We start from the raw sequence: 12210 nt of genomic DNA on the forward strand, positions 1-12210 counted from the left end.
TTTCCATCCCCGCGCCCGCCCACCCGGCGCGACGCCCGAGGAGATCCCCATGCCCTGGTCCCTTACCATCGGCCGGCTCGGCGAGACCGCGATCCGCATCCACGTCACGTTCCTCTTGTTCCTGGTGTGGATCTGGGCAGCCTATTACCGCTCGGGGGGCGCATCCGCCGCCTGGGAAGGCGTGCTGTTCGTGGCACTGCTGTTCGCCTGCGTGCTGCTGCACGAGCTGGGGCACGTCTTCGCCGCCCGCCGCTACGGCGTGAAGACGCCGGACATCACCCTGTGGCCGTTCGGCGGCATCGCCAATCTGGAGCGGATTCCGGAGAAGCCGTCGCAGGAGCTGGTGGTGGCCATCGCCGGGCCGCTGGTGAACGTGGTGATCGCGCTGGTGCTGCTCGTCATCCTCGGTGCCACCCTCGGCGGCACCGACCTCACGGCGGAGAACCTCGCCAAGGTCGAGGACCCGCGCACCTCCATCCTGGTGAAGCTGGCCGGCGCCAACATCTTCCTGGTGCTGTTCAACCTCATCCCCGCCTTTCCCATGGACGGGGGGCGGGTGCTGCGGGCGCTGCTGGCCATGAACATGGGCCATGCCAGGGCCACCGCCACCGCCGCCTCCATCGGCCAGGGCCTCGCCATCGGCATGGGCCTTCTGGGCATCTTCACCAATCCCATGCTGATGATCATCGGCGTGTTCGTCTTCCTCGCCGCATCGGGCGAGGCCGGTCAGGCGCAGCTGAAGGAAGCCTCGCGCGGCCTTTTGGTCTCGGACGCCATGATCACCCATTTCGAGACGCTTGGGCCGCAATCCACCGTGGACGACGCGGCCGACGCCCTCATCCGCTCCACCCAGAAGGAGTTCCCGGTGGTGGACGGCGCCGGCCACCTGCGCGGCGTGCTCACCCGCGACGCCATGATCCGCGCCATGAAGGACCAGGGGCCACAGACCGCCGTGATCGAGGTGATGCAGGCGGACGTGCCGGTGGTGGAGGCCCGCTCCAAGCTCGATATGGCGCTCAAGCTCATCACCTCCGCCCAGGTTCCGGCCGTGGGCGTGGTGGATGGGTCCGGCAAGCTCGTCGGCCTGCTGACGCCGGAGAATGTGGGCGAGTTGATGATGCTGCATGTGGCGCGCGGCGAGCGGCCGGCGGCACAGGGCTCCTGAATGTAAACGGTACCGGAATGCGGATAGGCCCGGGCATCCCCGGTTGCGGTCCTATCCTCCGTAACCTCGGCGAGGCGGGCGCGCGCTCGCCTTGCCATGACACCCTCTAAAATTGTAGTGCAACAGAATACCAAATCTGGAGTGCGGGGCAATGGCTGGGAACCGACCGCGGGCAATCCTCGCGCTCACAGCGTGGTTGATCGGCGTCGCATCCGCGCAATCGCAACAGCCTCAATCCGACAGCGCGGATCAAGCGGTGGGCCTGTTTTCCCAGGCTTGCCTCCGGCACCTCGGGAACCCGACCCGGGTGCGTCAGTTCCTTGCCTCCCACAACGTTCCCCCGCTCAGCGCTGAGGCGAGTGCCGTGTTCATGCGCAACAGCGAGGGCGTGGGCTTCGATGCGTCGAACAAGATCACCCGCATGGCGTTGATCTCCGAAGACGTCGGCGTTTGCAGCGTATTCGCAGAGAATGCGGACATCACACGGGTGGACCCGCTGCTTCAGTCGACCCTCGAACAGGCCGGCCTCAAGGCACACCTCTCTGAGGAGCGGAAAAGGGATGGCCTGACAAGCCGCACCTACGAATTTGCCTTCGCAGGTCGCCCGTTCTTCATCGTGGCGAGCACCGGAAACGATCCCGGCAGGGCGTTTCATGTGGCCATTACGCTTTCGCGCAAGCCAGAGTAGGGGCGGCGAGAGCGGGAACCTGCCGACGGCGCCGCTGCTGAAGGCTTCCGCCTGAGCCGAGGCAACATGCCTCACCCGGCGGGCACAAAAACGGACGCTGCATCCCGCTGTCCGTTTCGACGTTCCGCGCGAATGCCGTCCGCCCACGCCCGTCAGGCGCTGATGGCCTCACGCCCCGACGGCCTCCGCCGTGGGGGCCTCGACCTGGCGGACCTTGTCCATGACCGCCTTCTGCACCTTCTCGAAGGCGCGCACCTCGATCTGGCGCACCCGCTCGCGGGAGACGCCGAACTCGGAGGCGAGGTCCTCCAGGGTCATGGGGTCCTCGGAGAGGCGGCGGGCCTCGAAAATGCGCCGCTCGCGGTCGTTCAGCACCGACAAGGCGCCGGACAGCGCGGCGCGGCGGTTGTCCAGTTCCTCGCTCTCGGCGAGCTGCTCCTCCTGGTCGAGGCGCTCGTCCACCAGCCAGTCCTGCCACTCCCCGCCCTCGGAATCCTCGCGGATGGGGGAGTTGAGGGAGGCGTCGCCGGAGAGGCGGCGGTTCATGTCCACCACGTCCTGCTCGGTGACGCCGAGCTTGGTGGCGATCTGCTTCACGTGCTCGGGGCGCAGGTCGCCGTCTTCCAGCGCGGAAATCTGGCTCTTGGCCTTGCGCAGGTTGAAGAACAGCTTCTTCTGCGCCGCCGTGGTGCCCATCTTCACGAGGCTCCACGAGCGCAGGATATATTCCTGGATGGAGGCGCGGATCCACCACATGGCATAGGTGGCGAGGCGGAAGCCCTTCTCGGGCTCGAACCGCTTCACCGCCTGCATGAGGCCCACATTGCCTTCGGAAATCACTTCGGAGATGGGCAGCCCATAGCCGCGGTAGCCCATGGCGATCTTTGCCACCAGACGCAGGTGGCTCGTCACCAACCTGTGAGCGGCGTCGCGGTCCCCGTGGTCGCGCCAGCTCTTGGCGAGCATATATTCCTCTTGCGGCTCCAGCATGGGAAACCGCCGGATCTCTTCGAGATACCGGGAAAGCCCGCCTTCAGCGGACGGAATGGACATGGACTTCGGCACGGCCATGACGAGGCCTCCTTCTCCCGCGGCCCCCGTCTGGGCGACCGCCTCAGCGGCCGCATGACGCCGACCGCGACGCATCATGATATAGATACGAGCGGAACGCGGATAGGTTTCATCCTCTCACGTCGATGCGAGAGAATTTTACGCGGATGCACGCCCGCCCAGCACCTCGGCGAGGGCGGCAAGGTCTTCCGGCAACGGGCTTTCGAACGACAGCGTCTCCCCCGTCACCGGATGGGCGAAGCCGAGCCGGGCCGCATGCAGCGCCTGCCGGCCGAGGCGCGCGAGCTGGTCCCGGGCCGCCTCCGGCAGCAGGGTTTCCTTGGTGCGGAAGCCCTGGCCATAGACTTCGTCGCCCAACAGCGGATGGCCCGCATGGGCCATGTGGACGCGGATCTGGTGGGTGCGGCCGGTCTCCAGCTGGCATTCCACCAGGCTGGCGACGCCCTCGTCCATCTTCACCTCGCCCTTCACCTGCCCCTTGTTGCGCAGGTTGGTCCGGCCGTGGCCGACATAGGCCTCCCGCACCTCCCAATGGGTGATGGCATGGCGCCCGGAGAGGCGCACCGCCATCTTCTGGCGGTGGCTGGGATGTCGGTCGATGGGCGCATCCACGGTACCATGAGCCTCCGGCACGCCCCATACGAAGGCGAGATAGGCCCGCTCCAGCGGCCCGGTACGGCCATGGTCGGCGAACTGGGCGGCGAGGCCCTTGTGGGCGGCGTCGGACTTCGCCACCACCAGCAGGCCGGAGGTATCCTTGTCGAGGCGATGGACGATGCCCGGCCGGCGCACCCCGCCGATGCCGGAAAGGCTGTCGCCGCAATGGTACAGGAGTGCGTTCACCAGCGTGCCCGAGGCATGCCCCGGGGCCGGATGCACCACCAGCCCGGCCGGCTTGTCGATGACCACGAGGTGGGCATCCTCGAACACGATGGTGAGCGGCAGGTTCTCCGGCACCGGCTCGGCGGCCTCCGGGGGCGGCAGGAACAGGGTATAGACATCTGCGGCATTGACCCGGCCCGCCGCGTCCCCTACCACACGCCCGCCGACGCAGACCCGCCCTTCCGTTACGAGACGCTGGATGCGGGTGCGGCTGAGTTCGGGTGCCTCAAGCGCCAAGCGGCGCGCCAGGACACGGTCCAGCCGCTCGCCCGCGTCTTCCGCCGCGATCTGAACCGTGAGGGTGTAGCCTTCGTCCAGGTCCTCCAGGCCGTTTTCGGCCTGGGTCATTTCGGCCTGGTTCATATCGGCCTGGGTCATGGTCGCGTCCATTCTCGATCCGTCAGGAGCCCTGGCCCCTTCATGTTTCACCGCCCATCCCCCACCGAGACCCCGGAAGAGGCGCTGACGCCTGAGCAGGAGCGTATCATCCGGAGGTTTCGCCGCTTCTCCACCCTGTCCATGCTGGTCATGGTACTGGGGGTGGCCGCGGTCTTCGGCGTCATCGGCTATCGCATGATACGGGCAAAGCCCATGGCGACGGGCGAAATGACGGCGCTTCTGCCCAAGGGGGCGAAAATCATCGCCACCGCCGTATCCGGCGACGTGGTGGTGCTGACCCTCGATGTGAGCGGAGCCACCGAGATCCGCACCTTCGACGCCCGCACCCTCGCCCCGGCCGGCCGCCTGAGGTTCGCCGAGGAGCCGTGAGCGGACGCCGAGCCGTCAAGCGCAGCACTTCACCCTGTTTGTGGCGGCAACAGGTCCGCGCGCGCCATCCGCATCAATGAGCCATGGCGAATGGCGGCTTTCCCGCCGGAGGCGACCCGCAGGACGCCTGCGCACACGGCCGCCCTATTGCAGCGAGCCTTCCCCGTCGCCGGGCATGCGGGCCAGCATCATCTGGGTGATGGCCACCAGCATGTCGGCGCGGGCCTTCAGATTCTCCGCCTCCAGCAGCGCCTGCTTTTCCAGCGCGCCATAAGGCGACATCACCGACAGGGCGTTCACCAGCGTCTCGGTGCCGGCCTCGCGGATGCCGTCCCAGTCCGCCTCCAGCTTGTTGGCGTCGAGAAACGCGGCCAGCGCCGAAAGCAGCGCCTCACGGTCCACCTCCGCCTCGCCGGCCTCCGCCTCGAAATCATGGGCGAACGCCATGGCGTCCACCTTGAACTGGCGGTAAGGCGTGGTGGTATCAAGCTCCTCCACGATGCGGAAGCGGCAGATGCCGGTGAGGGTGATGAGGTAGCGCCCGTCCCCGGTCTCGCCGAACTGGGTGAGGCGGCCGAGGCAGCCCACCTTGTAGACGCCCGGCCCGCGCGCGGAGGCCGGCGCCGCCTCGTCGGGCTGCACCATGCCGATCAGGCGCGCGCCGCCGAGGGCGTCGTCCACCATGGCGAGATAGCGCGGCTCGAAGATGTTGAGCGGCAGGTCGGCCCGCGGCAGCAGCAGCGCGCCGGTGAGCGGAAAGACCGGGATCACCGGCGGAACCTCCGTCGGCGACAGATAGGTGCGATTGGCAGCCAAGGCGAAAAATCCTTAAAAACTAAGTCCTTCAGGCGAACATGATCGCCGACAATTTCTTACGGCCTGAAAGGGTGAGCGGATCGGTGGGGCCCCACGCCTCGAACAGCTGCACCAGCTGCTTGCGGGCCGCATCCTCGTTCCACGCGCGGTCGCGCTTCACGATATCGAGCAGGTGGATCAGCGCCTGCTCGCGCCGGCCCTTGCCGTTGAGCGCCAAGGCGAGGTCGAAGCGGGCCTGATGGTCGGCAGGGTCGAGGTCCAGCCGGGCTTCCAGCGTCGCGAGGTCGCCGAGGGCGGCGGCCTGCTCGGCCACATCCAGCGCCGCGCGGGCGGCGTTCACCAGCGGATCGTTCTGCTTGTCGGCCGGCACCATGCCGAGCGTCGCCCGGGCCTGCTCCAGCGCCCCGGCGGCCACCTGGGTGCGCACGAGGCCGGTGAGGGCCTTGAGATTGTCAGGCTCCTCGCCCAGCACGCCGACGAAGATCTCGGCAGCGGCGGTGAGATCGCCCTGGGCCAGCGCCCCGTCGGCGGCGGCCAGCGCCTCCTCCAGGCCGTCGTCGGCGGGGCCGATGAGACGGTCGATGAAGGCCTTCACCTGGCCCTCGGGCAGCGCGCCCTGGAAACCGTCCACCGGCTGGCCGTTCACGAAGGCATAGACGGTGGGCACCGACTGGATGCCGAGCTTGCCGGGGATCACCGGGTGATCATCGATGTTGAGCTTGGCGAGGCGCACCTTGCCCTTGGCGGCCTTCACCACCTTCTCGATCACCGGGGTGAGGGTCTTGCACGGCCCGCACCACGGCGCCCAGAAATCCACCAGCACCGGGCGGCGCTTGGATTCCTCCATCACCTCGGCCAGGAAGGTCTGGGTGGTGGTGTCGATGATGTCGCCGCCGGCCGCTACGTTGCCAGCGCTCGTGCTCGCGCCCGTTCCTGCGCCCTTGGCGCCCGCCTGGTTCAACAGCATCTGTCGCAATCCCCGAAAGACTGGCCCCGAAAACCTTGCCCCGAAAACCTGGCCCCGAGAGCCTTGCCCGGAACACCCCGGTGCGAAAGCCCAGGCACGAAAGCCTCGGCACGAAAATCCCCGTCCTCCCGGCGCGGCCGGGGCGGACAGCCCATAGATGGGCGTTCGCCGCGCGCTTGCAATCGGCTTTGGACCCGCCTTCTAACGCTTTCTGCCCGCCAAGTTAAGGCGCGCCGCAGGCAAAGCCCGCGAACACAACCTTGCGTCGCGTGACACCGCACGCACAAGCCGCAGCCCCCTCGCCCCTCTGTGGATCGTTGCGCAGCCGAGGCTTGCGCGGTTCCCCAAGGGGGGGCACGCTGATTTGACTGAAACCTTCAATGGCTGGCACACCCCGCGCTGATGACCCCTTCCCCCCTTTCGCCCCCCAAAATGCCCCTGAGGACGCGCGCGACCGCATGAAGTTCGACCGCCTGCGGCTCGTGGGCTTCAAGACCTTCGTCGAGCCGACCGATCTCATGATCGAGCCCGGCCTCACCGGCGTCGTGGGGCCGAACGGCTGCGGCAAGTCCAACCTCGTGGAGGCGCTGCGCTGGGTCATGGGCGAAAGCTCCTACAAGGCCATGCGCGCCAACGACATGGAGGATGTCATCTTCTCCGGCACCACGGGGCGGCCGGCGCGCAATTCCGCCGAGGTGGTGCTCAGCCTCGACAATTCCGACCGCACCGCCCCCGCCGCCTTCAACGAATGGGACCAGCTGGAGATCGTCCGCCGCATCGAGCGCGGTTCCGGATCCAGCTACCGTATCAACGGCAAGGATGTGCGCGCCCGCGACGTGCAGCTCATCTTTGCCGACGCCTCCACCGGCGCGCGCTCCCCGGCTTTGGTGCGGCAGGGGCAGATCGGCGAGATCGTCGGCGCCAAGCCCAATGCGCGGCGCCGCATCCTGGAGGAAGCCGCCGGCGTGGCCGGCCTCCACGCCCGCCGCCACGAGGCCGAGACCCGCCTGAAGGCCGCCGAGCAGAACCTGTTGCGGCTGGAAGATGTCATCACCCAGCTCGGCGGGCAGGTGGAGAGCCTGCGCCGCCAGTCGCGCCAGACCGTGCGCTACAAGGCGCTGGCCGCCGAGATCCGCCAGTGCGAGGCCACACTGCTGTGGCTGCGCTGGGGCGAGGTCACGCGCGCGCTGGCCGAGGCCGAGCGGGCGGTGGAAGCCGCCCACCGCGATGGCGCTGAGCACACCCGCATGCAGGCCGAGGCGGCACGCCTCCAGGCGCTGGCCGCCCACGCCCTGCCCGCCCTGCGGCAGAAGGAGGCGGAAGCCGCCTCCGCGCTGCAGCGCCTCACCCACGCCCGCTCGGAGCTGGATGCCGAGGAGGCCCGGCTTTCCGCCCGCAAGGACGAGCTGGAGCGCCGCCTGATCCAGCTCGCCCAGGATACCGAGCGCGAGCGGGCGCTGTCCGCCGACGCCGAGGGCGTGCTGGAGCGCCTCGCCGCCGAGGCCGAGACCCTGCGTTTCGAACAGGAGGAGGCGGCGGAGCTGGAAGCCATCGCCGCCGACCGGTTGGAGGAAGCCGCCGCCCATCTGGAAGAGGCCGAGCGGGCGCTGGAGGAAAAGACCGCGCACTTTGCCGACCTCGGCGCCCGGCGCGCCAGCCTTGAACAGGCCGTGCGCGAGATTCGCGACCGGCTGGTGCGCAATGGGGCCGAGCGCGCCTCGGTGGAGGCGGAGGAAGCCCGCCTGAAGCAGCAGGCCGGCACCGACGCGCTGGAAGGCATTCGCATGGAAGCGGAAGCCGCCCGCGACGCCTTGGCCGAGGCCGAGGAAGCCAGCATGGAGGCCGAGGCCGCCCATCAGGCCGCCCGCCGCGCCATGGAGGAGCTGCGCCCGGCCCTGTCCGAGGCGCAGACCCGCTTCGGCCGCCTCGACACCGAGGCCCGCACCCTCGCCAAGCTGTTGCAATCCACCGACCATCGCTTCCCGCCGGTGGCCGACCTCGTTTCCGTCGCCAAGGGCTATGAGACCGCACTGGGCGCGGCCCTGGGCGACGACCTCGATTTGCCGGTGGATGCCGCCGCCCCGGCCCGCTGGGCCGGCGCCCTCTCCGATCCCTCCGACCCCGCCTTGCCCGAGGGCGCCGAGCCCCTGTCCCGCTTCGTTTCCGGCGCCCCGGCCCTCAATCGCCGCCTGGCGCAGGTGGGCATCGTGCCGCGCGCGCAGGGCGCGGGGCTCGCGGCACGGCTCAAGGCCGGGCAACGGCTCGTTTCGCTGGACGGCGACCTCTGGCGCTGGGATGGCGTGGTCGCTGCGGCGGATGCGCCCACCGCCGCCGCCCGTCGCCTCGCCGAGCGCAACCGCCTCAAGGACATCGAGGCCGAGGTGGCCGTGGCCGAGGCCCATCTGGACGAGATCCGCGCCGCCCTCGCCGACCGCGACAGCGCGCTCCGGCATGCGGCGGAAGCCGAGAACACGGCCCGCGAGGCCCGTCGCGCCGCCCAGCGCGCCGCCGAGGCGAGCCGCAGCGCACTGGAGGCAGCCGAACGTCGCGCCGCCCAGCATCTCGCCCGCCTCTCGGCCCTGGCCGAGGCACGCACCCGCCTCGCCTCGGTGCGCGAGGAGGGCGAGGCACGCATGGAGGAGGCCCAGGGCGAACTCCTCGCCCTCGACACGCCGCAGATCCTGGAAGCGGAGATGGCCCGCGCCCGCGCCGAGACCGCCGAGCGCCGCGCCGCCCTCTCCGAAGCCCGCGCCCGGCTCGACGCCGTGCGCCGGGACAACAGCCAGCGCCAGCGCCGGCTGGAGGCCATCATCGGCGAGGAGCGCTCCTGGCGGCAACGCGCCGGCGGGGCCGGCGACCGCCTCGCCGCCGTCGCCGCCCGCGAGGCGGAGGCCAGGGCCGAGCTGGACGCGCTGGAGGACGCCCCCTCCGAATTCATCCACCGCCGCCGGGCGCTCATGAACGCTCTGGAAGCGGCGGAAGCCGCCCGCCGCGCCGCCGCCGACCGCCTGGCGGAAGGCGAGGCGGCCCTGGCCGCCGCCGACCGCGCCGCCCGCGATGCGCTGGAGGCCATGTCCGGCGCGCGGGCCGAGGCGGCGCGCTCCGACGCACGGCTGGAAGCCGCCGGCCAGCGCCGCGACGACCTGCTGCGCGAAATCTCCGACATTCTGGAAGGCCCGCCGGATCTGGCCCGCGAACAGGCGGGCCTCAGCCCCGACGCGGCGCCGGACGTGGCCGCCATCGAGGCCACCCTGGAGCGGGCGAAGCGCGACCGCGACCGCCTGGGCGCCGTGAACCTGCGCGCCGACGTGGAGCTGGAGGAGACCGAGGGCCAGCACATCAAGCTGGTGGGCGAGCGCGACGACCTGGTGGAGGCCATCAAGCGCCTGCGCGGCGCCATCCTCAGCCTCAACCGCGAGGCCCGCGAACGGCTTCAGGCCTCCTTCGTGGTGGTGGACGGCCATTTCAGGAAGCTGTTCGACACCCTGTTCGGTGGCGGCGAGGCCCAGCTTATCCTCACCGATGCGGACGACCCGCTGGAAGCCGGCCTCGACATCATCGCCAAGCCGCCGGGCAAAAAGCCGCAGACCCTCTCGCTGCTGTCGGGCGGCGAGCAGGCGCTGACCGCCATGGCCCTGATCTTCGCCGTCTTCCTCACCAATCCCGCGCCCATCTGCGTGCTCGACGAGGTGGACGCCCCCCTCGACGACGCCAATGTGGAGCGCTTCTGCACCCTGCTGGAGGAGATGACGAAGCTCACCGACACGCGCTTCCTCACCATCACCCACAACCCCATCACCATGGCCCGCCAGAACCGCCTGTTCGGCGTGACCATGGCCGAACGGGGCATCTCGCGCCTCGTGTCGGTGGACCTGCAGCGCGCGGAGCGCCTGCTGGAAGCGGTCTGAACTGCCCCATCCCGGCACCGGCGCCCCTGTCGCCGAGGCAGAACGCAAGGCGCCCAAACGGAATGCGGCGGGCGATCATGGCGAAGCACGATGTCGCAGCCACAATTTTTTCTTTGCGTTTCAATTGTTTAATATCAGCGCCGCGCGCCTTGACACCCAATTTTGACGCAACTATGGTGCGCCGCGGTTTCAAGGGGAAGGGCCGCACGCCCTTCACCGAAGCCGGGGTTTTGCGCCATGTCCGGACCTGACGATGCCCCCCGCGGGGGGAACCAAGGACCAGGCGAGGCGGAAGGTTCCCGGACCAGCGACACCGAGCTGTCCAAAAGGCTCGAGCAGCTCAACACCTCGTTGGGCCAGGTTCGCTCGAAGACCGAGGCTGCCGTCCCCAAGGGGCGGGACACCTCGGCCTCCTCGGGCGCCGCGCTCGCCTTCCGGCTGGGTGCGGAATTTGTGTCGGGCGTTCTGGTGGGTGCGCTCATCGGCTACGGCCTCGACCGGCTTTTCTCGATCGCGCCCTGGGGCATGATCGTCTTCACGCTGTTCGGCTTCGCCGCCGGTGTGACCAATATGCTGCGGGCCTCCGGCGAAGGTCGGAACCGTGGCAAGACCGGGACCTGACGGGCGCAAATCCTTCAAGGATTTCAAGGCGCGGTGAGACCGGACGATTTGTTCGCGGCGAAATGCCGCCTTTTGTTTGCGGCCGGATCCGTTCATGCGGCCCGTGCCGGTTGGGCAATTTGGCGGCTGCAAGGTCGCTTCGTCTATTTGGCCGTCGCGGCTTCTGGCCGTGATCTTTGATTCAGCGGCTTGGCCGCATTGGCAGGGGGCGCGTTCGGATGACCGTCGATCCGATCCACCAGTTCGAGATCAAGCGCTACGTGGACCTGCTGAATTTCGGCGGCGTGCAGTTCTCCTTCACGAACGCCGCGCTGTTCATGTTCGGCATCGTAGCCATCATCTTCTTCTTCCTCACCTACGCCACGCGCGGCCGCACCCTGGTGCCAGGCCGGGCCCAGTCGGCGGCGGAGATGAGCTACGAATTCATCGCCAAGATGGTGCGCGATTCGGCCGGCTCGGAAGGCATGGTGTTCTTCCCGCTGGTGTTCTCGCTCTTCACCTTCGTGCTGGTGGCGAATGTGGTCGGGCTCATTCCCTACACCTTCACCGTCACCGCCCATCTCATCGTCACCGCCGCCATGGCGCTGCTGGTGATCGGCACGGTCATCGTCTACGGCTTCATGCGCCACGGCACCCACTTCCTGCACCTGTTCGTGCCGTCGGGCGTGCCGGCCTTCCTGCTGCCGTTCCTGGTGGTGATCGAGGTGGTGTCCTTCCTCTCGCGTCCCATCAGCCTGTCGCTGCGTCTGTTCGCCAACATGCTGGCGGGCCATATCGCCCTGAAGGTGTTCGCCTTCTTCGTGGTGGGCCTGGCCTCTGCCGGCGTCGTCGGCTGGTTCGGCGCCACCCTGCCCTTCTTCATGATCGTGGCGCTCTACGCCCTCGAACTGCTGGTCGCGATGCTGCAGGCCTACGTGTTCGCGGTGCTCACCTCGATCTACCTCAACGATGCGATCCATCCCGGTCACTGACCGGGCGGCGCGTCTCACATCCCCAAATCCAAAGCGTTCTCAAGGAGCAGTCCCATGGATCCCGCAGCTGGAAAGTTCATCGGTGCCGGTCTCGCCTGCCTCGGTATGGGTCTCGCCGCCGTCGGCGTCGGTAACATCTTCGGCAACTTCCTCTCCGGCGCCCTGCGCAACCCGTCGGCGGCCGATGGCCAGTTTGCCCGCGCCTTCATCGGCGCGGCGCTCGCGGAAGGTCTCGGCATCTTCGCGCTCGTCGTCGCCCTCGTCCTCCTGTTCGTGGCCTGATTGCCCGAACGAAAGAGGTTCCCGGGCGATCAGCGCCCGGGTGCTGTGATTGCAAGGTCAGGTGCGAAGGC

11 protein-coding genes are annotated in these 12210 nt (G+C 68.8%); 7 read left to right on the top strand and 4 right to left on the bottom strand.

The genetic code is table 11. The features are described 5' to 3' along the window. The first annotated feature begins 49 nt into the window (after window positions 1-49). Complete coding sequence (locus V5F48_RS13475; RefSeq protein WP_394259135.1) at window positions 50-1165, top strand: site-2 protease family protein; 1116 nt, start codon at window positions 50-52, stop codon at window positions 1163-1165. A gap of 151 nt (window positions 1166-1316) precedes the next feature. Next, window positions 1317-1853: an NMCC_0638 family (lipo)protein gene (locus tag V5F48_RS25220; RefSeq protein ID WP_463595832.1), complete on the top strand. Its 537-nt coding sequence runs from the start codon at window positions 1317-1319 to the stop codon at window positions 1851-1853. 168 nt (window positions 1854-2021) lie between these two features. Here V5F48_RS25220 and rpoH read toward each other — a convergent pair whose 3' ends face one another. Both rpoH and V5F48_RS13490 read right to left on the bottom strand, forming a co-directional pair. After that, window positions 2022-2924: an RNA polymerase sigma factor RpoH gene (gene rpoH, locus V5F48_RS13485; RefSeq protein ID WP_394109162.1), complete on the bottom strand. Its 903-nt coding sequence runs from the start codon at window positions 2922-2924 to the stop codon at window positions 2022-2024. A 138-nt stretch (window positions 2925-3062) separates the two neighbouring features. Beyond that, window positions 3063-4154 carry an RluA family pseudouridine synthase gene (locus V5F48_RS13490; protein ID WP_394259197.1) on the bottom strand — a complete coding sequence of 364 codons (1092 nt, stop codon included), beginning with the start codon at window positions 4152-4154 and terminating at the stop codon, window positions 3063-3065. 72 nt (window positions 4155-4226) lie between these two features. Between V5F48_RS13490 and V5F48_RS13495 the strand changes: the two genes are divergently transcribed. Next, window positions 4227-4574, top strand: a complete 348-nt coding sequence (locus V5F48_RS13495; RefSeq protein ID WP_394259137.1) for a DUF6476 family protein — start codon at window positions 4227-4229, stop codon at window positions 4572-4574. Between the two features lie 144 nt (window positions 4575-4718). Here the strand turns inward: V5F48_RS13495 and V5F48_RS13500 are convergent, their stop codons facing one another. Continuing rightward, the gene (locus tag V5F48_RS13500; protein ID WP_394109164.1) at window positions 4719-5390 is read right to left on the bottom strand and encodes an LON peptidase substrate-binding domain-containing protein; all 672 of its coding nucleotides are present in this window, start codon (window positions 5388-5390) and stop codon (window positions 4719-4721) included. Between the two features lie 28 nt (window positions 5391-5418). Then, complete coding sequence (trxA, locus tag V5F48_RS13505; protein ID WP_394259138.1) at window positions 5419-6357, bottom strand: thioredoxin; 939 nt, start codon at window positions 6355-6357, stop codon at window positions 5419-5421. Window positions 6358-6815: 458 nt separating this feature from the next. Between trxA and smc the strand changes: the two genes are divergently transcribed. The 4 genes from smc (at window position 6816) to V5F48_RS13525 (ending at window position 12139) form a co-directional block, all read left to right on the top strand. Next, window positions 6816-10265: a chromosome segregation protein SMC gene (gene smc, locus V5F48_RS13510; protein WP_394259139.1), complete on the top strand. Its 3450-nt coding sequence runs from the start codon at window positions 6816-6818 to the stop codon at window positions 10263-10265. A 237-nt stretch (window positions 10266-10502) separates the two neighbouring features. Then, complete coding sequence (locus V5F48_RS13515; protein ID WP_394109167.1) at window positions 10503-10886, top strand: AtpZ/AtpI family protein; 384 nt, start codon at window positions 10503-10505, stop codon at window positions 10884-10886. A 218-nt stretch (window positions 10887-11104) separates the two neighbouring features. Next, the gene (locus tag V5F48_RS13520; RefSeq protein ID WP_394109168.1) at window positions 11105-11857 is read left to right on the top strand and encodes a F0F1 ATP synthase subunit A; all 753 of its coding nucleotides are present in this window, start codon (window positions 11105-11107) and stop codon (window positions 11855-11857) included. A gap of 54 nt (window positions 11858-11911) precedes the next feature. After that, window positions 11912-12139 (top strand): F0F1 ATP synthase subunit C, encoded by a 228-nt coding sequence (locus V5F48_RS13525; protein WP_012114001.1) that lies wholly within the window; start codon window positions 11912-11914, stop codon window positions 12137-12139. The last annotated feature ends 71 nt before the right edge of the window (window positions 12140-12210 follow it).

Source organism: Xanthobacter autotrophicus ATCC 700552 (assembly GCF_043194565.1).
Taxonomy (GTDB): domain Bacteria; phylum Pseudomonadota; class Alphaproteobacteria; order Rhizobiales; family Xanthobacteraceae; genus Xanthobacter; species Xanthobacter autotrophicus_F.

Excerpts from the sequence above, each read along its gene's own strand:
- V5F48_RS13475 (WP_394259135.1), top strand. The coding sequence starts at position 50 with ATGCCCTGGTCCCTTACCATCGGCCGGCTCGGCGAGACCGCGATCCGC.
- V5F48_RS25220 (WP_463595832.1), top strand. The coding sequence starts at position 1,317 with ATGGCTGGGAACCGACCGCGGGCAATCCTCGCGCTCACAGCGTGGTTG.
- rpoH (WP_394109162.1), bottom strand. The coding sequence starts at position 2,924 with ATGGCCGTGCCGAAGTCCATGTCCATTCCGTCCGCTGAAGGCGGGCTT.
- V5F48_RS13490 (WP_394259197.1), bottom strand. The coding sequence starts at position 4,154 with ATGACCCAGGCCGAAAACGGCCTGGAGGACCTGGACGAAGGCTACACC.
- V5F48_RS13495 (WP_394259137.1), top strand. The coding sequence starts at position 4,227 with ATGTTTCACCGCCCATCCCCCACCGAGACCCCGGAAGAGGCGCTGACG.
- trxA (WP_394259138.1), bottom strand. The coding sequence starts at position 6,357 with ATGCTGTTGAACCAGGCGGGCGCCAAGGGCGCAGGAACGGGCGCGAGC.
- smc (WP_394259139.1), top strand. The coding sequence starts at position 6,816 with ATGAAGTTCGACCGCCTGCGGCTCGTGGGCTTCAAGACCTTCGTCGAG.
- V5F48_RS13515 (WP_394109167.1), top strand. The coding sequence starts at position 10,503 with ATGTCCGGACCTGACGATGCCCCCCGCGGGGGGAACCAAGGACCAGGC.
- V5F48_RS13520 (WP_394109168.1), top strand. The coding sequence starts at position 11,105 with ATGACCGTCGATCCGATCCACCAGTTCGAGATCAAGCGCTACGTGGAC.
- V5F48_RS13525 (WP_012114001.1), top strand. The coding sequence starts at position 11,912 with ATGGATCCCGCAGCTGGAAAGTTCATCGGTGCCGGTCTCGCCTGCCTC.